We start from the raw sequence: 22,149 nt of genomic DNA, 5'->3' as shown, positions 1-22,149 counted from the left end.
ACATGAAAGACGACAATCTGAACGACACCCCAGAAAGCTTCGAGAACGTGCTCGAAGAGGCAGCGCGAAACCTGCAGCGGCGCGTGGCACCGGGGCACTCCATTGCCCGCATGAACGAGGCCGGCACCGAGCTGGCGCCCGTGCAGTTGGAGGAGCGCCGCCTGATCCATCGCGACGAATCCGTGCGGCGCCAATCGGATGCGTTTCGCGAAATTCGCACGCGCCTGCTCGGCATCGCAGGGCAACAGAATTTCGTGACGCTGGTCGTGTCGGTAAGCCCTCGCTCCGGCGGCAGCTTCGTGGCACGCAATCTGGCCGCCGCGTTCGCCTTCGACGAAGCCAAGACCAGCCTGTTGATCGACTGCAACCTGCGCTACCCAAGCCAGCACAAGGCGCTGGCGGTGGAGCCGCTTTCCGGCGGGTTGATCGACTTCCTCGAACAGCCCTCGCTGGGCATCGAGCCGGTGCTTTACCGCACCGGTATTCCCCGCATGCGGCTGATTCCGGCCGGCAAGGCGCGCGAGAACGGAGGCGAGTACTTCACCTCATTCCGCATGAGCACCATGCTCGATTCGCTGCGCTGTCGCTATCCGGATCGCTACCTGTTTTTGGATGGGCCAGCCATCAAGGGCTCGCCCGATGCACGCATTCTTTCCGACCTCGCTGATTTTGTGGTGGTGGTTGCCGGTTACGGCCGCGACACGCCGGCAGCAATTAGCCAGGCGGTGACCAACTTCGATCCGGAAAAGATGGCCGGGGTGGTGTTCAATCACGTGCCCTGACGGGCGGTACTGCGCTTAGAACGAGGCGTTTCCATAAGGCGACTCCACCAGGGGAAGGGACATGGCGGCACGCACAACACTCGCTCGCTCGATCGTACTGGCGTTGGCGGCGTGTTCCGGCAAAGCATGGGCGTCGCAGTTCGATTGGTCGCTCTATGTCACCGCCGAGCACACCGACAACGCCGCGCTCACCACCAGCAATCCCATCAGCACCAACGTATTGGTGCCCGGCGCCACCTTCGCCTATACGCAACAAGGCTCCACCATACAGGCCAATGTCAGCGGCAACGTGGAATACCGCGACTACACCGGCGGCAACTTCAGCAGCCAGACCGTGGCCCAACTGGCCGGGCAGGTGAACTGGGCGGTGATTCCGCAGCGCCTTGACCTTACCGTGCAGGACGCCGCCGGCGTAGCGCCGGTGAACTCCTTGGCGCCCAACGCCCCCGGTAACCAGCAGCAAACCAACGTGCTGGCCATCGGCCCGACGCTGCACTTTCGCGTGGGCGAGGGCATGACCGGCGATGCGGAGGTGCACTACATCAACAGCTACGCCTCCAAGGTGGACCAGTTCAATTCATCGCGCGGCCAAGCCGCGTTGCGGCTGTTCCGCGATCTCAGCCCCACCGATCAACTCTCGGGCAACCTGGAGTATGAGCACGTCGATTTCACCAGCAGCACGGCGGGCTCCAACTACGACAACTATTCCGCCTACCTTCGCTACACCAGCCGCCTGACGCATCTGAGCATCGACGCATCCGCCGGTTACTCCGATATACGGTTCACCCAGGGTGGCTCCTACAGCAGCCCGCTGGCGCGCATCGTGCTGGGCTGGAGCCTCACGCCGCGTAGCACCATCACCATCAACGGCGCCTACCAGTACGCCGATGCGGCGCAGGATATGTTGCAGCCCGCCAACATCGCACTGGGCGGCGAACTGGTGCCATTGCAGCCGCTCACCGAGGCTGTGGACGCCACGCGCGGCACCATCGGCGTGGGCAACGTAGTCATCGGCTCGGACGTATACAAAGAGCGCCAGATTGCGGCCACTTACAGCTATCGCGATGAACGCATCAACTTCTCCGTGGTGCCTTCATACAGCAAGCTCACGTACATCAACACCACCACGCTGAACCAGGTGGGTAAAGGGCTTGGGCTCACGCTGGATTACAAGCTTACTCAAAGCGTTTCGGTCTCCGGCTTCGCCTCTGGCCAGCGCGTGACGTACGACAACATCGCCCGCCACGACAATGGCTATCGGTACGGCTTGGCCTTCAATCACCAGTTGACGCCCCACTGGAGCTGGGGTGGTTCCTACGTGCGCCAACTGCAGCACAGCGACACGGCGGGCCAGTCGTACCACGAGAACGAGTATTTCCTCACCGTGGTGTACAAGCGATGACACGGCCGGATAACGAGCTGCCATTCTTCTTCGGCGCGGCCGGCGAGCTGTTTGGTATCTACCACTCAGCGGCCCGGGCGGCCACCAAGGCGGTGCTGCTGTGTCCGCCGCTGGGGCAGGACTATATCCGCTGCCATCGTCTCTACCGTCAACTCGCCGTAGCGCTGGCGGGCGAGGGCATGGCGGTGCTGCGCTTCGACTATTACGGCTGCGGCGATTCCGCCGGCGCCAGCAGCGAGGTGGATTGGGATCGCTGCCTGCGCGATACGGCCACCGCCGCTGACGAATTGCGCACGCGTAGCGGTGCATCGCAGGTGGTGGCGTTCGGTGCACGCCTGGGTGGCAGCATCGCTCTGGCGGCGGCGGACAACGCCAAGCTCGCCGATGTCGTGGTGTGGGACCCAGTGGTGCAGGGCAGCGCCTATGTCGCCGAACTCGATGGTCTACAAGATGCCTTGCGCGTGGACACCAAGCGCTTCGTTCACCCGCGCGAATGGGTGGATGCGGCCGGGCAGTGGCTAGGCTTCGAGGTCAGCCCCGCTTTGCGTCGCCAGATCGGCGCGCTTGAAGCCACCTGGTCGACGCGGCCATCCTTGCTACTCGACACCCTCGGCGCGGCGCCACACGACTGGCAAGGCCTGCCCCTGGACGCCGACAGTATCCGTGTGATCGAACCGGCCACGCCGTGGGACGATCTGGATCGTCTCGAAGCAGCCATTATTTCGCATCCGCTCATTCAAGCCGTGAGCACGCATCTGCGAGGGGCGCGCTGATGAGCGAGCGGGCTTTCCGCTTTGGGCGCGCACAGCACCTCGTTGGCATCGCGGGCTTGCCGGAGCGTGCGCCAGGGCCCATAGGCGTCATCGTGCTCAACGCAGGGCTCGTGCATCGCGTCGGCCCATTCCGCCTAAGCGTGGACATGACGCGGCGCCTGAACTCGCTGGGTTATCCCACCCTGCGTTTCGATATGTCCACCATTGGCGACAGCGGCGCCACCGGCGAATCGCAGACGCGCGTTCAACAGGTGTGTGGCGACGTGGACGATGCGATGGCCTTGTTGCAGCAACAAGCCGGGTGCTCTCGTTTCGTTTTGATCGGGCTTTGCGCAGGCGCCGAAAAGGCCCACACCGTCGCGCGCGACCGCAGCAGCCACGCCAAGGTCACCGGCGTGGTGTTCCTGGACGGCTTTGCCTATCGCACCCTGGGTTTCAAGCTGCGTCATTATCTGCCGCGCGTATTCAACCCCGGCAAGCTCATGCGCTGGCTGGCACGTCGGTCGCGTCGCGGCGGTGACGGCGATGGCCCGGCCTTCAGTGTGGCCCCGCTGCCGCAGAACGTGGTGAGCGAGGATCTGCGCGACATGGTGGAGCGCGGGCTCAAGCTCTGCATGATCTACAGCGGCGGCATCAACATGTACTTCAACCACGTGCGGCAGTTCCGCGAGTGTTTCGGCAGCGTCATGGCCAGCCCGGCCGTGAGCACGCGCTACATCGAAGAAACCGACCACACCTATGTCCTGGCCGACGACCGGCGGCACCTGCTCGATCACATCGAAGCCTGGCTGTGTCGCAACTTTCCCAACGCCCACGCAGGTGCATCCTCATGAATGGAGTCCTGGTCACCGGCGGCGCCGGTTACATCGGTAGCCACGTCGTGCAGCAGTTGGCCGCGCGCGGCGAGCGCGTGGTGGTCATCGACAATCTCTCCACCGGCTACGCCGAAGCCGTGCGCGGCGCAGACCTGGTGGTGGGCAACATCGGCGATCGTTCCCTGGTGGCACGGGTGCTCGATCACTACAGGGTGGATACCGTGCTGCATTTCGCCGCACACACCGTGGTGCCCGAATCGGTCAGCGACCCGGTCAAGTATTACGGCAACAACACCTGCAATACCTGCAACCTATTGGCGTGTTGCAGCGAGGCGGGCGTGCAGCACTTCATCTTCTCATCCACCGCTGCGGTGTACGGGATGACGGAGGAGGGTATCGCCGACGAGGAAACGCCTACCCGGCCGGTGAACCCGTATGGCATGTCCAAGCTGATGTCCGAAAACATTCTTCGCGACCTCAGCGCGGCTTCGGGGTTACGTCACGTGATCCTTCGCTATTTCAACGTGGCGGGCTGCGACCCGCAGGGGCGCATCGGGCATTCGGCGCCGCACGCGACCCTGCTGATCAAAGTGGCGTGCGAGCATGCGGTGGGCAAATGCGACAGCCTGTGCATTTACGGCACCGACTACAACACGCCCGATGGCACCGGCATCCGCGACTACATTCACGTGGAAGACCTGGCTTCGGCCCACCTGGGTGCGTTGGATCATCTGCGCCGCGGTGGCGCGTCGCTCACCCTCAACTGCGGCTATGGCCACGGCTATAGCGTGCGGGAGGTGATCGATGCGGTGACCCGAGTGAGCGGGCGCGCACTCAACGTGGTGGAACGCCCCCGTCGCGCGGGCGACCTCGCCATGTTGATCGCGCAGAGCGCGCGTTTGCAGCAAGTGCTGGATTGGCACCCGCAATACGACGACCTGGATTTCATCGTGAGCACCGCCTACCGCTGGGAGCAAAAGATGGTTCAGCAGGTGGCTCATGTCGCGTGATCGCGCCATGGCGCGTCATGCGCGCACGGTGCTGGTCGGCATCCTGCTGATGGTGGCCGGGGTATGCGTGGCATCTTCCCCCCGGCCTGCCAAATCGCGCCCAGCCCAGGCAGCACCGGCATCGGCGCCTGCCAAGGTCAATGCGGAGCTGGTGCCTGCCCAGCGCATCGTGGTGCACCGCTTTGTCGACAATCATCTGCCGGTACTGGTGACACTGGGCATCCCGTTTCCGCCCGACACGCTCAAGGACGCGCAGCAATTGCGAATCCTCGATGAAAAGGGCAACGAGGTGCCTTCCGTGGCCAAGGTCACGCTGCGCTGGTACGCCAAGGACAACAGCATTCGCGCCGTGAGCGTGCAGTTTCGACCCACGCTTGCCGGCAGCGAAGGAACCTATTTCTTTGCCTACGACAAGCCGCGTCAGCAGGAGATCGCCGGCTGGCCCGACGACACCGGCCTGGTGGATGGCGAGCAAGGCTTGCGCGTACCCGCCGCGCTGGCAACGCTGACGCCCGAGTGGATGACGGCATCGCTCATCGCGGGGCCGCAAGCGGTCGCCACCGCCGACGAGGCTTACGCGAACTATGTGGCGACTCAGTTCAAATGGGCCGGGCCGCTACCGGCCAGTGACTCCACCGCATTTCTATTCGACCGGGCCTCTGCCTTGTTCAAGGCATACGTGCGCACCGGCCGGGCCGATTACCTGCGGGCGGCGGATCTCAGTCAGCGTTTCTACATGAAATACATCAAGCGCGACGGCCCCGCGGAAAGCCCCGTATGCGCGGGTGGTTGGACCTACAACGACAAGCCGTGCGACGTGAAGTACGTCTACATTGAGCCCATGCTGTTGTCGCTGGCGCTCACCGGTGACGATGCCAGCTATGACCATGCGGTCGTCGAGAAAATGGCCACCCTGTGGGATAACGGCGGCTGGAACAATCGCCCCGCGGCTTACAGCAAGCCGCAGCAGTACTTCACCGAGCGCCTGGCGGGCCTTGGCCTGATCGCCACGGTAAGTGCCTATGAACTCACCGGCGAAAAGCGCTGGCTGGCGCGTGTGAACGACCGCGTGGGCTGGCTCTACGAGCACCAGCGGCACAACCCCGATGGCCTGGGCGATGACGGTTCCTGGCGCAATAGCTGGAACATCCACGAGAACGACGACTGGAACCCCGCCACCGACGTGCGAGGTGCGTCGCCCTGGATGAGCGAAAACATCATCGACGGGCTGTGGCACGCATGGCTGGTAACGGGCGACAAACGCATCCCCGGCATGATCACGGATTTCGGGCGCTATCTGGAGCGGTATGGCTGGATCAGCCGCGACCTGCTGGTGAACCCGCACGACTGGCGTAACCCCTGCTCGGGTAGCGATGGTCAAATCGCCTGGTACTGGTCCTCCTCGCAGGCCAAGGTGGATGCCTTGCGCAAGATCCAAGAGTCAGAAGGTTGGTACAGCGACGCGCACGACGTGGAACTCGCGCTGCCGGTGGCCGCCGCCTACTACTTCGAAACCGATCCGGAGCAAAGCGCCGCGCTGAAATCGCGCTACGACAAGCTCACCTCGTCCTACAGCACTGCCTGCGGCAAACTCGACGACACCAAACGTCGCTTCAACTGGAACAACCGTGGCAGCGCGGTCGTGCAGTGGCTGATGCGCCAGCCACCGGGCAGCGGCGCCACGCTGGCGGCGCCGCCCGGCACGCAGGCGACGCCATGAGCCGGGGGCCGCGCAACAGGGGCGCAGCCCCAAGGCAGCAAGCCCGGTGGCAAGGCAGGGGCCTCGCATGAGTCGCCGCAGCGCCATCCTGCGCAGCGTCACCATCGTGTCGGTGTCCAGTTACATCGAGTTCGCGCTCGGCCTGCTGGTGAGCGTGTGGATCGCGCGCGCGTTGGGGCCGTCGGACTTCGGCCGTTACGCATTTACCGTGTGGCTATGCGGCTGGTTGATCGTATGCAGCAACCACGCGCTTACCACCTCTTCCACCAAGTTCATCGCCGAGGCCGATGGCGCGGGTGAGTCACAGGTCGCCTCGCATATCGCCTACTGGCTCAATCAGGTGCAGCACAAGAGCAGCCTGGTGGTGATTGGTCTGTTCCTGTTGGCGCTTACGCTGATCCAGCCGGAGGAGTGGCACACCGGCCTGGTGCCGGCCGCCGCCATGGTGGTCATCGCCACCGCCAGCAAAGCCAACTACGCCATGCGCGTAGCCATTGCCAAGGGGCAAGAGCACTTCGAGCCCGAGGCTATCGCCACCGTGCTTGGCGGTTTGGTGGGTGTGGGGTTGGTGTTGGCCGCCATGTTTCTGCATGCCGGGCTGTTGGCCTTTATCGGCCTGTTCACCGTGGCTTGCCTATGGCTCAACCTGATCAACCGCATCGCGTATCGCCGCTATTGCGTGCCGTTCGAAAAGGGGCCCATTCCGCCGGAACTGCGTGAGCGCCTCGTGCGGCATCTGCGCCTCACGGCGGTGCTGATTCTGCTCGGTTCCTGCAAGGCCGGCACCATCGAAGTATTCCTGCTTAACACCTTCAGCACCTCCACGGCGGTGGGCTTCTTTGCCATTGCCGGCACGCTGACCAAGGGGGCAGTGCAGTTGTTCTCGGTGGGGCTTACTTCCACGCTGCTGCCCTACATGGCCAAGTCGTATGGGCAGCGAGGCCACGAGAACGCCGTGCAATTCCTCAGCGAGGCATCTCGTTTTTATTGGGCGGTGGGCCTGCTCATCGCTGGCCTTGGCATGGTGACCACGCCCGATATCGTCACCCTCATGTACGGCCACCGCTATGCGGACGCCATTCCTGCCATCGAAACCATGCTGGTTTTGGCGGGCCTCTTGCTGGTGGTCAACGGCATTGCGGCCTACCAGACCGTGGTGGATCGTCAGGCCGATCGCGTGCGCATCGCCATTATCTCGTTGACGGTGAATGCAGTGCTCGGCATCACCCTCGTGCCGTGGCTGGGGCTGCTCGGCGCGGTGTTGGCGTACGCAGGCACGCGCTTCTCCGAACTCCTGTTGGCCATCTACTACCTGCGCCGCGCCACCACGGGCGGGCTACCGCTGGCGGCCATGGCGCGCCTGCTGGGCGTGGGGCTGGTCGCCACGGCCGCTGCCTGGCTGGTCACGCATTGGGTCGCCAGCCCCTTTGGTTTTCTGCTCGGTAGCGCGGTGTTCCTGGCGGTGTTCCTGCCCGCCAGCGTACTGGTGCGTTACTGGGCGCAGGACGACTACCAATTCATCGCATCCGTAGCGCAGCGCCTGGGGCCGGCCGGCCGTGTGCTCATGCGTGGCCTGCATAGCCTGCAGGGCTCGGGTGCGCAGGGCCTGCCATGAAGCCATCGCGCGACCCCGAACCCATCACCGCCTTGGTGCAGAGCATCGATGAGCTACGCGGGCTACGTGACGAGCTCGCCGCCGTGGCGGACATACCCGGCGCAGCCTCGGGCGTGGTGCAGCATCCGGATTGGCTGCTGTTCGAGCTGGCCTGGCGCGGCGAAATCTTCTCGCCTCACGTGATCGTGGTGAGGGCGGCCGACGGCAAACTACTGGGCTACGCACCCTTGCTGGCCTATGTGCATCACGCACGCATACCGCTGGGCTCGCACCAGCTACCGATCTATCGGGGGCGTGCGTTGCGCCTGCTCGGCTCGGGCGTGGTGGCTGCACCCGCATGGCGCGGCCAAGTGGAAAAGGCAGTGGCCGACCAGTTACGTCATACCCGTCGCGCGCGCGTGCTGCGCATACAGGAAAGCCCCTTGCCCAACAGCTTCGCCCAAGCGCTTTCCGCGGGGGCGCGACGTTTCACCCTCGTGCAGTCGAACCTGCTCGATCAGGTGAATTGGTCGATCGACCCCGCGCCCTCGCTGGCGGAGTGGCTGGCCTCGCTGGGCGGAAAAAAACGTAACGACCTCACCCGGCGCCAGCGCAACGTGTACAAAAAGCTGGGCGAGCTGGCCCATCTACGCGTGTTCGAGCAACCCGAAGACATGGACACCTACGCCGCGTTGATGAACCAGGTCTACGCGCGCAGCTGGCATGCCAAAGAGCTTCCTACGGATTGGCAGCTTCCAGCGCGCGTGGACTTGTTCCGCCAACTGGCGGAGCAGGGGCGTGTTGTAGGGCATCTATTGATGCTGGGCGAACAACCCATTGCCTATGTGCATGGCTATCGCTTCCACGGCCGCTACCTGATGGACGATACCGGCTACGACGAGGCATTCGCGGCATTGGGCGTGGGCTCGGCCCTGGTGTTCCAGACCCTGTGCGACCTGCTGGAACGTTACCCCGGAGAGGTGATCGACTTCGGCTACGGCGACAACCAGTACAAACGCGTGCTAGCCAATTGCCAGACCGGCTGCGGCTCGCTGTACCTGGTACGCGGCGCCAGCCCCCGCGCGCGCTTCGGCGTCATTGCTCCGCTGCGTGGCCTGTATCGCTGGGCTCGCCGGCTGTCGCATCGCGAGGAAAGCACGGGCTCTTAGGCTTACTGCGTGCGCTCACAACTCGCCGAGGCGACGCCGCCGCACCCATTGGTACAACGGTCGCGACCAGCGCTTGAGCGGTTTCTTGAGGTTCCAGCTCAGCCACTGGCGTTGCCGCTGCGGGCCATCGCCGGTGGCGAGTGCCAGTGCGTCGGCGGCGGGCGTGTCTCGCCAGATGGCGTAACGGCCTAGCACGCGGCAATCGTCCACCTGATGGGTATGTACCGTGGGCTCGGAGGTGAATAGCTGGCGGAAGCCGGCGGCGGCGACCACCTGTGCGACGCGACGCGTGTAGAAACCACCGGGCACCGAGGCGACGCGTATCTCTTCGCCCAGAAACTGTTGCAGGCGGTCGCGGCTCTCTACCCATTGCGCGGCCAGGGCGGCGTGATCGAGTGCGGAGATATCGGCCGGATGCGTATGCGAATGGCTGCCTACGACATGACCGGCTTGGTGCAGTCGCCTGAGCTGCAAGCCCGTGACGAAGCCGGGCGAGCCGATGCGCTGGGTGGTGATGAAAAAATGGCCGACCATGCCGCGTCGTTCCAATTGCTCGGCCACGCGCATGGCGCTTTCGCCTCCGTCGTCGAAGGTGAGCAGGCAGGTGCGGGCTTCGTTCAAATCAGGGCACAGTACGGAGGGAAAGCGCAGGCCGCTGGAGGCAAGCAGTTCCAGGTGGGTGAGGAACGAGGCTTCGTCCAGCTTGTAATGCGCGGCGGCGGCGCCGGGGAAGCCGCTTTGATCGGGCCGGCCCGCATCGACCACATCGTGATACATGAGCACGGGGAGGTTCATCGTGTCACGCTCCGCGCCGCACGTTGCCAACGCAGGTAGCGGGTGAGCCAGGGTTGCCCCCAGGCGGCGCTGGCGCGGCCCTGGGTGTCGATGGTGGTGGCGTTGCCGTTGGCAATGTCGTGCAGGCGTGCGGCGATGCGTTCGAGGTTCTCCAGCACGACGCGGTACTGGATCACCACGTGGCTCTCGCGGCGTTCGTCGAACGGATAGCTGAAGTAGCCATAGACGGGCCCCGTGTCCACGCCGGCATCCACCTTGAGCAGGGTCATGCCCACGCGCTCCAGATCGCGTTGCGACAGTGCCCAGAAACAGCCGTGCGCGTTGCGGTATTCCGGGCACACGCCGGGGTGCATCACGAAGCAGCCCACGCGCGGCACGGCGAGCACGCGCTTTTTGAGCAGTTGCTTGCAGCGGGCGAGGATCAGGTCGGGCTTGGCTTGCCTGAGAAAGGCCAGCACGGCCGGGTCGTTGACGTCGGCGGCGACCACGTGCGGCACGCTCGGCGCGGGGCCGTATCGGTCGCGCAGTTCGGCGAGGGCCTGATTGCTCCAGGCGCGATCGTGACGGGCCAGCGCAATACGCTGGTAAAGCCGCATGGCGAGCACATCCAGAAAGCGCAGCCAGCCCACGCGATGGATTTCGCGACGTATGCGCGCGCGCATCTGCCGCGGGGTTTCCTCCAGCACAACGATGCCCGCCAGTTCGGAGAAGGAGGCGAGCCAAGCCGCCAGGCCCTCGCGGTCGAAGGCGTCGCCGGCATGGCAGATCAGCACGGTGCGCATATCAGTGGGCGCGGTGGGGCGGCGGGGGGAGCACGAAATCGCGGTAGGCGTTGGGGTTGCCGTCTTTACCCGCTTCGGCTGCCTTGATGATGTTGTACATCTCGCGTGCGGTCACGTAGTGCAGGGCATAGCGGCGCCCGTCGTTGTAGTGCTGCTCCAGGTATCGGTGCATGGCATCGACGGGTTCGCCGAGCAGCGTGTCCATGTCGCGTTCCTGAGTGCCGTGGGTATGGATCTTCACGAAGATCCAGTCGGGTCGCCCCTGCACCTGTACGCCGGCGCGAATCCAGGCATCCACCCGGCCCGGGCTTGGCGGGCAGGAGGCGCGCACGTCGGCGTTTTCGATACGCGGTAGCACGCCCAGCCGGCGCTCCCGCCAGTTGAGTCCCAGCGGACCCTGCACGATCAGCAGGTCGCCGCTGGCCTGGCCGCCCACGCGGGCCGCCACACCGGTGTCGTGCGATTTGGGGCGCGAGACATCGTCGGTGGCGTAGTAGATGGCGTTGATGGTGCTGGTTTGGGTTTCGCTGGGCGCGGAGGGCAGGGTGAAGTCTGCGTAGCAGCCCAGCTCGCGCAGCAGCACGAGTTCGTTGTTGAGGCCGCACCAGCGGCCGTCCGCGCGCGAGTTGTCCAGGCACCAATTACCGTGGATGAAGCCGAAGCGCAGCTCGCCCGTTTCGGGGCAGCGTGACAGCGCGCCATGGCGCTCATGCAGCACCTGATTGAAGCGCGCGATGGTGCGACGAAAGTTGTCTTCGGTGTCGTTGTCGTGGTGCAGGTGCACTTCGATTTCGCCGAAACCTTCCGCGCAGAGGGCCGCGAGCTTGTCCAGATGCTCGTCGACGTACTCTTCCTCGGGGTAGAAGAAGGTGTGTTGCGGCGGACGGCCGTCCGCATCGCGGTGGGCATCGGCAAGCTGGCGATAATCGTGACACCAGCGATCCACACGGGCACGTTGGGTTTCCAGCGGGGCCTTGCCCCAGGCGGGCTCGAAATGATCCACGAAGCAGAACATCACGTGCACCGTGCGGTCGCCCGGGTCGGGTACGCGCCGCCGCAGATAGCTCCCCAGCCATATCTGCATGTTGCGCGCGTAGATGGCTCGGCGCAGCAGCAACGCCAGCATGGTCAGCGCGATCACCAATACCACCACCGAGGCCAGCATCAGGTGGCCTCCGAGGCGGATATCAGCGAGAGCAACTGCTCGGCGTTGTTGCGCCATTGGCGCTCGCGCACCACATAGTCGCGGGCGGCATGGCCGATGCGGCGGCGTTCGTCATCCTGCGTGGCAAGATCGAGCACGCGCTGCACGCAGGCGTCGAGCTGTCCGCGCGGGAACAGCCAGCCGGTGTGGCCGTCGCTGATCACTTCGGTCACGGGTTCGTAATCGGGTGCCACCACGGCCACGCCCATGGCCATGAGTTCGAACAGCTTCATGGGTGAGCCGTAGAGGTTGGAGTCCGGCAGCACGGCGTAGTCCATGCAGGCGATCCATGCGGCCACCTCATCGTGCGGTACGCGCCCGGGCAGGATCACCCGATGCGACAAGCCGCGCTCGGCCACCAGTTCGCGCACGGCGGGCAGGGTGCGGCCGTCGCCCACCAACACCAGCAGAAGCTCGGGCTGTTCGCGTAGCCGTTGTGCAATGGCGTCCACGAAGCCGTCCACGCCATGCCAGTGGGCGAACACACCAATGTGCCCGCAGACCACGTAGCCCTTGAGGCCGCGCTCGGTACGAAGACGCTCGCGGTCATAGCGCCTTGGATCGAAGCGCGCGAGGTCCGCGGCGTTGGGCGACACCACCGAGGGTGCGATGCGGCCGTAGGCTTCCTCCGCCTGTTGGCGGAAGTAGCTGGAGATAAACACCAGGCCCGTGCACTCGCGCATGCACCAGCGTTCGATGCGGCGTGCGAGCCAGGTGAGCTTGAGCGGGCGCACCCGGTGCACCAGCGCCGAATCGTTGATTTCAAGCACGATGGGAATGCGGTGGAGCCGGGCAAGCCAGACCGTGGCGAACAGGAACAGCGAATAGCGTTCGTAGATGAGGCGAGGGCGCTGCTGGCGAATGGCGCGTTCGATACGCCAGAAGGTCATCAGGTTGTAGCCCAGCTCAAGCAGTTCGAATAGCACGCCAGGCATGCGCGCGACCCAGCCGGCGAGCCGGCCGTTCTTGGTGCCGCTGTGGCGCGCGACGAACTCGTGTTCGGGGTCGGCGCCGGGAAAGGAAAGCACAGTGACGTCGTGATCCAGTTCGCGCAGCGCTTGCACGATGCCCCGGATATGCACGCCTTCCACATGGCGGCCGCGCGTGCGGTGGTGGTACAGGATCTTCATGGCGCTTTCCCCGGTAGAGCGCGGAAGTGGTAACCCTGTTGCCGCCATTCCGGCAGCAGTACGGATAGTGCGTCGATGGCGCGGTCGCCGTCGTCGTGCATCAACACGATGTCGCCGGCGCGGGGCGGATCGGCGCGCAGGCGGCTGACGAACGTATCGTGATCGGGCTTTTGATAATCCAGGCTGTCGTAGGACCAGTACACGATGCCGCGCGACTGACGCGCGCAATGCAGTAGCAAGCGCGTATCCAGGTGGCCCTGGGGCGTGCGCAGGCGGTGGCGCGGCTGGCCATCGAAGGCTTGCAGCAGGGCATCGGTGCGATCGAACTCCGCCATCTGGTCGGCCAGCGACAAGCGGTGGAATGCCTGGTGCGAATACGAGTGGTTGGCGATCAGGTGGCCTTCGCGCACCATGCGCTCCACCAAGGCGGAGTGCTCTTCCACGCGATGGCCCACCAGGAAGAAGCTGGCCTTGGCGCCGTGTTCCGCCAGCAGGTCGAGCAGGCGCGGCGTGTACGCGGGGTCGGGGCCGTCATCGAAGGTGAGGTAGCACGCGCCGTCCTGTGCGGGGCCGTGGGTTTGCACCAGGCGGTCCGGTAGCCAGCGGAGCAGGCGCTGCTTGTTGGGACGCATGTTCAAGCAACGGCCCTCGCTGGCGATGGCGATGACGCTACCACCTCGCTGAGGATGCTGGCGAGATGCCGCACGTTGTCGTCCCACCGAAACGCGGAGGCGTGTCGTGCGATGGCCTCGCGGTTCCAGGTTGTTGCGCAGGCTTCGACAAGGGCGCGGGACAGGGCCGCCGGATCGTGCGGCGGCACCAGCCGACCAGCTAGCTCGGGTACCACCTCGGGAATGCCGCCAACGGCGGTGGCGACCACGGGCGTGCCGCAGGACATGGCCTCCAACACTACGTTGGGTACGCCTTCGTTGTGGCTGGGCAGGCACAGCAGATCGGCGGCGCGGAACCAGTCGCCCAGGGTGTCGTGCGCCATGGCGCCGGCCAGGTGCACACGCTGCGCGCAGCCGAGCGCAGTGGCGCGCTCGCGCAGCGCCGACGCGCATGCGCCGGAACCCACGAACACCAATTGCGCGTTGGGTTGAGCGGCGAGCAGGGCGGGAAACGCCTCCATGAGGTCCAGGCAGCCTTTGCTGGCCTTGAGGTTGCCCACATACAGGAGCATGGGCGAGTCGTCGGACAGGTGCAGGCGCGCGCGTGCCTCCTGCCGCGAGCCGGGTGAGAACAGCACCGGGTCCACGCCGTTGTAGAGCACGTGCACCGATGGCGCCTTGGCACCCAGGTCCACGGCCTTGCCGGCGAGCGCCTGGCTCACCGCCACCACGGCGCCAGCACCGCGCAGCGCCGAGGCAATTTGTGGGCGGCGGAGGGCATGGGTGGCCTGTACGTTGAGGTCGCTGCCATGCACCTTCACGACATAGGGAATACCGAGACGACGCGCCAGCCAGCCTACCGCGGCGGCATCGGGATAGGCCCAACTCGCCAGCAAGCAGTCGTAATGCGCCGCACGCAGTCGGCGACCGTGCTGGGCAAGGAGCGACAACAGCCAGCAACAGGCGTGCAGTGCGCGGCCGATGCGCGGCGGGTACACGAAGGTGAAGTAATCGGTGCGCAACCCGGCGACGGTTGCCTCGCCCTTGCGACCGGCCAGGCGCTCGCGGAAATCCACCGCGGCGAGCACATCCACCTCGTGATGCTGCGCAAGGCGCTCGAACTGCTGGCGATTGAAGGCGCCACGCAGCGGGTCCCAGGGCGTGGGAAAAAGATTGGTCAATACCAGCACGCGCAAACGCATCGTTCAGTGTCCGGCATCGTGGTAGAGCCGATCGTAACGGCCCGCCATGGTTTCCAGCGAACCATGGCGTTGCACCCATTCGCGTGCCGCGCGGCCGCAGGCGCTGGCCTTGTGCGGCGCCTGGATCAGCGCGAGCATGGCATCTGCCAGCGCGGGCGGGTCGCCGGCGGGCACCAGCAGGCCGGTGTGGCGGTTGTGCACGATCTCGCCATTGCCCCCTACATCGGTCGCGACGATGGGGAGCGCGGTGGCGCAAGCTTCGAGCAGCGCCATGGAATAGCCTTCGCTGAGCGAGGACAGCACGAACAAGTCCAGGCCACGCAGCAGGTCGTGTACGTCGCTGCGATCGCCGAGGAAATGCACGCTGTGCTGGAGGCCTTCGTCGGTAGCGCGCTGTTCCAGGTGCGCGCGCAGTTCGCCGTCGCCGATGAGCACCAGGGCCGCCTCTGGATGCACGGCACGTACCTGGCCAAAAGCGCGGATCAGGCCGATCTGGTCCTTGGCCCAGTTCAGGCGCCCAACGGTACCGATAAGGATGCTGTGCGCGGGCAGGTTCAAAGCATCCAGCAGTCGCTGGCGCATGTCGGGCGAGGCGGGCGCGAACAGATCCACGGGAATGCCGTTGGGTATCACACGCGCCTTGAGCTGGGGCACGATGCCGCGCGCGATCGCATCGCGCCGCGCGGCCTCGCACACCGTAACCACGGTGTCGGTGTGCGCCAGTGCGCGGCGATATAGCCATTCGCGTCGGCCAGTGCGTTGATTCGCACCCATGCCGTGACGCGTGTTGAGAATGCGGCGGATGCCCAGGCCGCAACTGGCCAGCACGGCCTGGTAGTGCGCCACGGCGTTGTGCGTGTGCAACACCTCGGTGCCATGCCGCACAAAACTGCGTCGCGCCCGCGCCAGCGCCCGCAGGTCCACGCCCTGGCGCTTGTGGCACCCCACCACTTGTATGCCCAGCGCCTCCAGCTCTTGCGCTTGGGCGCCGGGCTCGAACAGGCACACTACCTGGCATCGATGGCCTTGCCGATGCTGGATCTTCACCAGCTCGAGCACCATGCGCTCCAGGCCGCCGCGATTGAGGTTTTCCACGACGTGCGTAATGTTCACTGCGCCAGTTCCGAGATGGTGAGACGGGTCTTGCCGCTACGGGTAAGCGGTATGTCGTCGACGAAATGACAGGCCACTTCCACGCTGTCGCCCAACACCTTGCGGATCTCACGATGGATCATGGCAAGGGAGTCGTCGTTGAAGGCCTCGCCACGCACCAGTTTGAGATCCAGCCGATCGAGCTGGCGCTGGACGATTTGATACTGGGTCACCCCGGGCACTTCCTTGAGCAGGAACGGGAAGAACATGCCCGGCAGGATGCGGCCGTCCGGCGTGCGGATGGCGTCCAGCATGCGCCCCTCCACTTGGGTGATCAGCGGCAGGCCGCGTCCGCAAGGACACAGTTGCGGCGACGCGGTAATGAGATCGCCGGTGGCGTAGCGAATGAACGGCATGCCGTAGTTGAACAGGTCGGTGACCACCGCCTCGCCGGTGAGCGAGGTAGGGCGGGCACCAGGCAGGGCCGCACGCTCCACCAGCAGGTGATCCATGTTCACGTGCATGCCGCGGTGTTGACTGCACTCGCCCGCAATCATCATGAATTCGCGGCATCCGTAGGTGTTGTAGGCCGGGCAGCCAAAGGCCTGCTCCACGATGTCGCGCTGGAACTCGTGCATGGCTTCGCCGTTGACGATAAACGCCTTGGGCGAGTGCACGCGCCGACCCGTGGCGAGCAACCATTGGGCGAGGCGCAGCAGCGGGCCGAAGTAGCCCAGCAGTACCTCCGGCCGGTAGCTGTCGATCAGGTCGGCATACTCGCTCATGTTCGCTTCCGTCATGTGGAAGCTGTTGACGATGCGGCGGCCGAACGCGGCGTGGTAGAGCTGGTCTTTCCAGCGGCGGGCGAGCGAGGGGTTGCCCAGGCCGCCACCCCACATCACCAGGCTGCGACGGCCTGGCGGTGCTCCGGCCCAGCCGTAGCCGCGAAACATCACGGCGACGCGGCGGTCGTTGCTTTCGCGGGTGTAGCCAAAGCGCAGCGGTTCGCCGGTGGAGCCACTGGTATTTTTGTACAGCAGGCGGTCGCGCCATGACGTCGCCTTGAGATCGTCGCTGTGCGCGCGGATATCCGCTTTGGTCAAGGTGGGCAGGCGCGCGTAGTCGTCGAGGCTGCGAATGTCGTCGGGCGTCACGCCCAGCCCTTTCCATTGCTGCTGGTAGTAGGGCACCTCGCGATAGCAATGCTCCAGCAAGCGCTTGAGGCGATCCCACTGCAAGCTGGCCAGTTGCTCGGGCGAGAGCCACTGGTTGCGTTCGTACTCGGCGAGCCAGGCGAGCGTGCCGCGCCGGCGGATGCCGCTTTCGTAGAACGGAAAGAGCACGCGTCGAAACGCGGTTTCGTACAGGCCGTTCATATCCAAGACTCCCTGTCGATCGGGTTGCCCGCGCGGATGGGGCGCAGTGGCGAAGTAGAGGTGCGCATCAGGCCGTCCTCAGCAAAATAGCCACCAGCACATAGAGGCCGGCAATGCTGCCCGCGGCGGCGGGCACCCAACGCCACCAGTTGCGCGTGATGCGGTAGTTGGCCATGCCCGGCAGGCGCGAACGTGCGCCTACGTAGTAACCCACCACGATGGCGAGAATCAGGTACAGCACGATCATGTAGCTGCGGCTGAGGAAGAACGCGGTGGTGAACATGCCGCACAGCACGATGAACAGCGTCAGTGCCAGCGGGCGCTCTGTCTGCCACTGGGCTAACTCCTCCGCTTGCCCCGAGGCCTCGGGCTTGTAGCGAAGCACTAGCCACATCATCCAGAAGCTGTAGCCGACGAAGGCCAACCACAGCACGTAGCCGACAAAGCCGGCCTCAGCCAGCACCAGCACGAAGGAGTTGTGCGCGGTGAGCTCGTTGTACTCGGTGAAGTTGCCCGCGCCCACGCCGAACAGCGGGTGGGACATGAACATGTGCAGGCCCGAATACCACGCATCCACACGGCCGTTGGCCGATTCTTCGCCGGCATCCAGATCCTGCATGCGAGAGGAGAGCAGCTTCATGACGGCGAGGCCCGCCACGCCGAGAATGCCGGCGATCACGACACCGCGCCGGTACCACACGTACACGCCCGCCATCACCAGCACGGCCAGCAAGGCGCCGCGCGAGTTGGTGAGGCGGATGCCGTACAGCAGCAACGCGGTGCCGGCATACCAGAACAGCTTGCCCAGCGCGCCGCTCTGACGGCCGAGGTAGATGGCCATGGGTACCGATGCCACGAAGAGCAGGCCCAGGTCGTTGGGGTCGTTGAAGATGCCCACGTACTGGATGCGACCATCCTCGCCGATGGGAATGCCCGTCCAACCCACGCCACTGTTGGCTTGACCCACGCCATGCAGCGCAAGCACAAACGAGCACAGTGCAATTACCGCCATGCTGATCACCACGCGTCGTCGCTGCGTGCAGGCCGTCGCAAGGATAAAGAACGAGATCACCGTGGGGCCGAATTTGGCGGCCTGGTCGAGCATGCCCCCGGTCCAGCCGTTGGTGGCCTGGGAGATCATCAAAACCAGCATGAAGGCCGGCAGCAGCACGAACTGCGGCGCGGCAAAGGTCTTGTCGCGCGAACCCAGCCAGCACAGGAAAGCCAGCACGAGCACCACCGGCAGTACCGGCACACCGACCAGGCCCGCCATGTAGTCCTGCGGACGCACGATGGTCAACACCAGGTACAGCAGGATCAGTGGGAACATGGCTGCTCCCCTGCATCCACTTCGGCGTGTCCGCCGCTGGGGTAGCTCATCAGGCTTGGCATGGCGAGCATGGCGGCGAACCAGCCGGTGCCCATGTTGCGTTCCACCGCCAGGCGGTAGAGCGCATAGCGATTGATGGCGCGTCGGGGGTTGGTGCCGCTGATGTAGCAGCAGGCAAGCTCGAAGCCCGCATTGCGGGTGGTGTCGATCACCCGTTGGTCGAATGCGCGCGAGCCGCCGACCGGATAGGACATGTGCAGCATGCCAGGGCCCAGTTCGCGGTTGAGCGTGTCGCGCGAGTGCTGCACTTCGAAATCCAGCTCGTCCTGCGGCAGCTTGGAGAGCATGCGGTGATGCACGCCATGCGAGCCGAATTCGTAGCCCTCGGCATGCATCTCGCGAATTTGCTCCCAGGTCATGGGTAGGCAGTCGGGCGGGGCGCTGTGGCTTGGCATGGACCAGAGCTGCTCCAGCCGGTGCGTCATGGCCGACTGCTCGAGCGCGTCGATCTCCTTCATGCGATCCAGCACGACGGCGGCGAGCACGCGACGTTCGGCGCGGCTGGCGGGGATCGCTTCGTCCAGGCCGATCTCCGGTAACACCAGTCGATCCGCGGGGCTCAGCAGGATCATGTGCACCAGCCAGTCGTAAGCGAATGGCCGGCCGCTATCGATGTGCCCGGTGGATACGAAGAACGTGGCCGGCACGCCGAGTTCGCGCAGGATGGGAAAGGCCACCTGGTGGTTGTCGTAGTAGCCATCGTCGAAGGTGACCACCACGGCATCGGCGGGCACCTCCTTGCCGGCATTGAGCAAGGCGGCGACGTCGCTGAGACGCATGGGGTGGTAGTGCTGTTTCACGAAACGCATCTGCTCGCGAAAACCTTCCGGCGAGGCGCTAATCAGCTCCAGGTCGAATTCGTAGGTATCCGGATCGGGCAGGGGGGTGATGCGGTGATAGGCCAGGATGCGCAGATCCTTGTGCAGCCAGGAGCGCACGCGTTGCACCGAGCTCAGCAGGCCGGTGCTGTGACACAGCTCGCCGAGTTGCCCGCGAAGGCCGGCGGGACGACCGCTGTCGCGTACCTGCGTCACCATAGGTGCAATCCTCTGTTGCGGGCGAACGTCACCACGGCTTGCGCGGCGAACAGATTGAGATAGAAGAAGGCCGTGGCCAGCCGCACCGGCAGCCACTGCGCCACGACCGTCATGACGCGACCGGCCAGCACAAGCACGGCGGCCACGATCAGGCCTGCCAGCGCCAGCGCGCAGGGCAGATACTGGGGCGCGAGGTAGGCGGAGGTAACCGTGACGCCCAGCAGCAGCCACGGCGCCAACAAGCGCAGCAGCTTGTGGCTGACAAAGCGGAACCAGGCCGGGTTGCGCCATGGCAGCAGTAGCCAAGGCGCCAATTGGATGAGCTGGCAATTGCCTGCGAGGGTGCGGATCTTGCGGCGGCGCTCTTCCTGCGGCGCCTGCGACACGCGATCCAGCGCGATGGCTTCGGGCTCGCACACCACGCGCAAGCCGTCGGCTACCACGCGCATGGGCACCAGCACATCGTCCAGCACGGTGCCATCGGGCAGCGGGTGGTACACGGAGCGACGTATGGCGTACAACGCGCCGCTCACGCCGATGGCCGAGCCCGAGCGGCTTTCGGCCTGGCGTATCATTTTTTCGTAGCGCCAGTAGGCATCCACGCTCTGCGCGAAGCCGGTGTTGGGGTCGGTAAGCATCAGCTCACCGCTGACCGCGCCCACGTGGCTGTCGCCCAGGTTGGCGACCAGAGCGCGCAAGGCGCATCGCGCCAGTTTCTGCCGTACGTCGGTGAGCAGCAGCACGTCGCCGGTGGCCTGGGCGATAGCGCTGTTGAGGCAGGCGGCCTTGCCGCGACGCTCGGGAAACTCCAGCACGCGTACGCGTGCGTCGCCGAAGGCGCGAGCCAGCTGCGCGGTGTCGTCGCTGCAGCCGTCGCAGGCGATCAGGATGTTGATGCGCTCGCTGGGATAATCCAGCGCGCACAGGTTGGCCAGTTTGGCCTCGATATAGGCGGCACCGTTGTACACCGCCATCACCACCGTGACCGTGGGCGTAATGGGGCGCTTGTGCACGGGCTTGGCAAACAGGCGCGCCCGGCACCACATCCACGCCGGATAGCCCACAAAGATGTGCACCAGCAGCAAGCCGCACACCCAGAAAGTGACATAGCCAGCATTCATGGGCGCACCTCGCGGCGGCGCGCGAACGTAACCAACGCCTGCGCCGATGACAGGTTGAGATAGAAGAACGTCACCGCCAACCGCACGGGCAGCCAGCGCGTGAGCGCGGGGGCGAGGCGCCCGACCGCCACCAGACAGGCCCCCGCCACCAGCACCGCCAGCGTGGCTGCGCACAGCCAATGCCGGCGTGCCAGCAACGACGCGGCCACGGTCATGCCCAGCAGGAGCCACGGTGCTGCGAGCCGCAGCAGCTTGTGGCTGACGAACCGCAGCCAAGCGGGATTCTGTTGGGGCGAGAGCAGCCACGGCGCCAGTCGCGACAACTGGTAGTGGCCGGCGGCGTAGTACACGCGGCGTGGTCGGTCGTCCTCGGCGCGTTGTTCCAGGCGGTCCCATGCCAGGGCGCGCGGTTCGAACACCACGCGTCGCCCGCTGGCGATCATGCGCATGGGAATCAGCACATCCTCCAGCATGGTGCCCGCCGGCAGCGGTTCGTATTGCAACCGGCGCATGGCGTACAAGGCACTGCTGACGCTGACGGTGGAGCCGCTTTGGCTCTCGGCCAGGCGCAAGGCTTTTTCGTACTGCCAATAGCTGGCGATGCCTTGGGCGAAGCCGGAATGCGTATCCGTGTAGAGCATCTCGCCGCTGGCGATGCCCACCTCGGGGTCGGCCAGGTTCGCGACCAGTTCGCGCAGGGCGATAGGCGCCAGCGTTTGCCGGACGTCGGTGAACAGCAGCACTTCGCCCTTGGCCTCGGCGACCGCTGCGTTGAGGCAGGCCGCCTTGCCTTGCGGCGTGGTGAATTCCAGCACGCGCACGCGCGGGTCGTTGTAGCGCTTGGCCAGGCGTGGCGTACCGTCGCGACAACCGTCGCAGGCCACGATGATCTCGATGCGTTCACGCGGATAGGTGAGCGTGCCGAGGTTGGCGAGCTTGGCTTGCAGATGCAGCGCACCGTCGCGCACCACGATGATCGCGCTGACGGTGGGCGTGATGGGCTGTTTGTCTACCCGCTGCGGGCGCAGGCGCGCCAATAGCCACACCCCCGCCGGGTAGCCGGCGAAGGTGTAGAGCAGGAGCCATCCGCTGGCCAGGAATGCGGCGTAGACCAGTGAGCTCATATCGGCTTCCCCCAAACCGA

20 protein-coding genes are annotated in these 22,149 nt (G+C 65.3%); 8 read left to right on the top strand and 12 right to left on the bottom strand.

What is annotated here, in order from left to right:
• Positions 1–2 precede the first annotated feature (2 nt).
• From AC3G2C_RS11625 to AC3G2C_RS11590, 8 genes are all read left to right on the top strand, one after another.
• Positions 3–782, top strand: a complete 780-nt coding sequence (locus AC3G2C_RS11625; RefSeq protein WP_488384774.1) for a P-loop NTPase family protein — start codon at positions 3–5, stop codon at positions 780–782.
• Positions 783–843: 61 nt separating this feature from the next.
• A complete protein-coding gene (locus AC3G2C_RS11620; protein ID WP_488384773.1) occupies positions 844–2,184 on the top strand; it encodes a hypothetical protein in 1,341 nt (446 codons plus the stop codon).
• The gene (locus AC3G2C_RS11615; protein ID WP_488384772.1) at positions 2,181–2,957 is read left to right on the top strand and encodes an alpha/beta fold hydrolase; all 777 of its coding nucleotides are present in this window, start codon (positions 2,181–2,183) and stop codon (positions 2,955–2,957) included. The genes AC3G2C_RS11620 and AC3G2C_RS11615 overlap by 4 nt, the downstream gene beginning before the upstream one ends.
• The gene (locus tag AC3G2C_RS11610) at positions 2,957–3,790 is read left to right on the top strand and encodes an alpha/beta hydrolase family protein (RefSeq protein ID WP_488384771.1); all 834 of its coding nucleotides are present in this window, start codon (positions 2,957–2,959) and stop codon (positions 3,788–3,790) included. Before AC3G2C_RS11615 ends, AC3G2C_RS11610 begins: the two co-directional genes overlap by 1 nt.
• Positions 3,787–4,782: a UDP-glucose 4-epimerase GalE gene (gene galE / locus AC3G2C_RS11605; protein ID WP_488384770.1), complete on the top strand. Its 996-nt coding sequence runs from the start codon at positions 3,787–3,789 to the stop codon at positions 4,780–4,782. Before AC3G2C_RS11610 ends, galE begins: the two co-directional genes overlap by 4 nt.
• Entirely contained in the window at positions 4,772–6,502 is a 1,731-nt protein-coding gene (locus AC3G2C_RS11600; RefSeq protein WP_488384769.1) for a hypothetical protein, read from the top strand. Before galE ends, AC3G2C_RS11600 begins: the two co-directional genes overlap by 11 nt.
• Positions 6,503–6,569: 67 nt before the next feature.
• The gene (locus AC3G2C_RS11595; RefSeq protein WP_488384768.1) at positions 6,570–8,117 is read left to right on the top strand and encodes an oligosaccharide flippase family protein; all 1,548 of its coding nucleotides are present in this window, start codon (positions 6,570–6,572) and stop codon (positions 8,115–8,117) included.
• Positions 8,114–9,265: a GNAT family N-acetyltransferase gene (locus AC3G2C_RS11590; RefSeq protein ID WP_488384767.1), complete on the top strand. Its 1,152-nt coding sequence runs from the start codon at positions 8,114–8,116 to the stop codon at positions 9,263–9,265. Before AC3G2C_RS11595 ends, AC3G2C_RS11590 begins: the two co-directional genes overlap by 4 nt.
• Before the next feature lie 15 nt (positions 9,266–9,280).
• Here the strand turns inward: AC3G2C_RS11590 and AC3G2C_RS11585 are convergent, their stop codons facing one another.
• The 12 genes from AC3G2C_RS11585 to AC3G2C_RS11530 all read right to left on the bottom strand — a co-directional run bounded on the left by AC3G2C_RS11585 (position 9,281) and on the right by AC3G2C_RS11530 (position 22,129).
• Entirely contained in the window at positions 9,281–10,060 is a 780-nt protein-coding gene (locus AC3G2C_RS11585) for a polysaccharide deacetylase family protein (RefSeq protein WP_488384766.1), read from the bottom strand.
• A complete protein-coding gene (locus AC3G2C_RS11580; protein ID WP_488384765.1) occupies positions 10,057–10,842 on the bottom strand; it encodes a formyltransferase family protein in 786 nt (261 codons plus the stop codon). Before AC3G2C_RS11580 ends, AC3G2C_RS11585 begins: the two co-directional genes overlap by 4 nt.
• A 1-nt stretch (position 10,843) precedes the next feature.
• Positions 10,844–12,007 (bottom strand): hypothetical protein, encoded by a 1,164-nt coding sequence (locus AC3G2C_RS11575; protein WP_488384764.1) that lies wholly within the window; start codon positions 12,005–12,007, stop codon positions 10,844–10,846.
• Entirely contained in the window at positions 12,007–13,176 is a 1,170-nt protein-coding gene (locus tag AC3G2C_RS11570) for a glycosyltransferase family 4 protein (protein WP_488384763.1), read from the bottom strand. Before AC3G2C_RS11570 ends, AC3G2C_RS11575 begins: the two co-directional genes overlap by 1 nt.
• The gene (locus tag AC3G2C_RS11565) at positions 13,173–13,808 is read right to left on the bottom strand and encodes a polysaccharide deacetylase family protein (protein ID WP_488384762.1); all 636 of its coding nucleotides are present in this window, start codon (positions 13,806–13,808) and stop codon (positions 13,173–13,175) included. The genes AC3G2C_RS11570 and AC3G2C_RS11565 overlap by 4 nt, the downstream gene beginning before the upstream one ends.
• Before the next feature lie 2 nt (positions 13,809–13,810).
• Positions 13,811–14,989, bottom strand: a complete 1,179-nt coding sequence (locus tag AC3G2C_RS11560) for a glycosyltransferase (protein ID WP_488384761.1) — start codon at positions 14,987–14,989, stop codon at positions 13,811–13,813.
• Between the two features lie 3 nt (positions 14,990–14,992).
• Positions 14,993–16,102, bottom strand: coding sequence for a glycosyltransferase (locus AC3G2C_RS11555; RefSeq protein ID WP_488384760.1), 1,110 nt, complete (start codon positions 16,100–16,102; stop codon positions 14,993–14,995).
• Positions 16,099–17,457 carry a phenylacetate--CoA ligase family protein gene (locus AC3G2C_RS11550; RefSeq protein WP_488384759.1) on the bottom strand — a complete coding sequence of 453 codons (1,359 nt, stop codon included), beginning with the start codon at positions 17,455–17,457 and terminating at the stop codon, positions 16,099–16,101. Before AC3G2C_RS11550 ends, AC3G2C_RS11555 begins: the two co-directional genes overlap by 4 nt.
• A 67-nt stretch (positions 17,458–17,524) precedes the next feature.
• On the bottom strand, positions 17,525–18,787 hold the full coding sequence (locus AC3G2C_RS11545) for an O-antigen ligase family protein (protein ID WP_488384758.1): 1,263 nt from the start codon (positions 18,785–18,787) through the stop codon (positions 17,525–17,527).
• On the bottom strand, positions 18,775–19,884 hold the full coding sequence (locus AC3G2C_RS11540) for a polysaccharide deacetylase family protein (RefSeq protein ID WP_488384757.1): 1,110 nt from the start codon (positions 19,882–19,884) through the stop codon (positions 18,775–18,777). The genes AC3G2C_RS11545 and AC3G2C_RS11540 overlap by 13 nt, the downstream gene beginning before the upstream one ends.
• Positions 19,878–21,005, bottom strand: a complete 1,128-nt coding sequence (locus AC3G2C_RS11535) for a glycosyltransferase family 2 protein (RefSeq protein WP_488384756.1) — start codon at positions 21,003–21,005, stop codon at positions 19,878–19,880. The genes AC3G2C_RS11540 and AC3G2C_RS11535 overlap by 7 nt, the downstream gene beginning before the upstream one ends.
• Positions 21,002–22,129 (bottom strand): glycosyltransferase family 2 protein, encoded by a 1,128-nt coding sequence (locus AC3G2C_RS11530; RefSeq protein WP_488384755.1) that lies wholly within the window; start codon positions 22,127–22,129, stop codon positions 21,002–21,004. Before AC3G2C_RS11530 ends, AC3G2C_RS11535 begins: the two co-directional genes overlap by 4 nt.
• Positions 22,130–22,149 lie beyond the last annotated feature (20 nt).

It is taken from the genome of Frateuria sp. sgz306004, assembly GCF_057750885.1.
The sequence above is the reverse complement of the archived record's forward strand: the minus strand, read 5'-3'. Positions and strand labels throughout refer to the sequence as shown.

Coding starts and splice junctions, on each gene's coding strand:
- AC3G2C_RS11545 (WP_488384758.1), bottom strand. CDS start 18,787: ATGTTCCCACTGATCCTGCTGTACCTGGTGTTGACCATCGTGCGTCCG.
- galE (WP_488384770.1), top strand. CDS start 3,787: ATGAATGGAGTCCTGGTCACCGGCGGCGCCGGTTACATCGGTAGCCAC.
- AC3G2C_RS11620 (WP_488384773.1), top strand. CDS start 844: ATGGCGGCACGCACAACACTCGCTCGCTCGATCGTACTGGCGTTGGCG.
- AC3G2C_RS11535 (WP_488384756.1), bottom strand. CDS start 21,005: ATGAATGCTGGCTATGTCACTTTCTGGGTGTGCGGCTTGCTGCTGGTG.
- AC3G2C_RS11540 (WP_488384757.1), bottom strand. CDS start 19,884: ATGGTGACGCAGGTACGCGACAGCGGTCGTCCCGCCGGCCTTCGCGGG.
- AC3G2C_RS11590 (WP_488384767.1), top strand. CDS start 8,114: ATGAAGCCATCGCGCGACCCCGAACCCATCACCGCCTTGGTGCAGAGC.
- AC3G2C_RS11575 (WP_488384764.1), bottom strand. CDS start 12,007: ATGCTGGCCTCGGTGGTGGTATTGGTGATCGCGCTGACCATGCTGGCG.
- AC3G2C_RS11585 (WP_488384766.1), bottom strand. CDS start 10,060: ATGAACCTCCCCGTGCTCATGTATCACGATGTGGTCGATGCGGGCCGG.
- AC3G2C_RS11530 (WP_488384755.1), bottom strand. CDS start 22,129: ATGAGCTCACTGGTCTACGCCGCATTCCTGGCCAGCGGATGGCTCCTG.
- AC3G2C_RS11565 (WP_488384762.1), bottom strand. CDS start 13,808: ATGCGTCCCAACAAGCAGCGCCTGCTCCGCTGGCTACCGGACCGCCTG.
- AC3G2C_RS11570 (WP_488384763.1), bottom strand. CDS start 13,176: ATGAAGATCCTGTACCACCACCGCACGCGCGGCCGCCATGTGGAAGGC.
- AC3G2C_RS11580 (WP_488384765.1), bottom strand. CDS start 10,842: ATGCGCACCGTGCTGATCTGCCATGCCGGCGACGCCTTCGACCGCGAG.
- AC3G2C_RS11610 (WP_488384771.1), top strand. CDS start 2,957: ATGAGCGAGCGGGCTTTCCGCTTTGGGCGCGCACAGCACCTCGTTGGC.
- AC3G2C_RS11600 (WP_488384769.1), top strand. CDS start 4,772: ATGTCGCGTGATCGCGCCATGGCGCGTCATGCGCGCACGGTGCTGGTC.
- AC3G2C_RS11550 (WP_488384759.1), bottom strand. CDS start 17,457: ATGAACGGCCTGTACGAAACCGCGTTTCGACGCGTGCTCTTTCCGTTC.
- AC3G2C_RS11625 (WP_488384774.1), top strand. CDS start 3: ATGAAAGACGACAATCTGAACGACACCCCAGAAAGCTTCGAGAACGTG.
- AC3G2C_RS11595 (WP_488384768.1), top strand. CDS start 6,570: ATGAGTCGCCGCAGCGCCATCCTGCGCAGCGTCACCATCGTGTCGGTG.
- AC3G2C_RS11560 (WP_488384761.1), bottom strand. CDS start 14,989: ATGCGTTTGCGCGTGCTGGTATTGACCAATCTTTTTCCCACGCCCTGG.
- AC3G2C_RS11615 (WP_488384772.1), top strand. CDS start 2,181: ATGACACGGCCGGATAACGAGCTGCCATTCTTCTTCGGCGCGGCCGGC.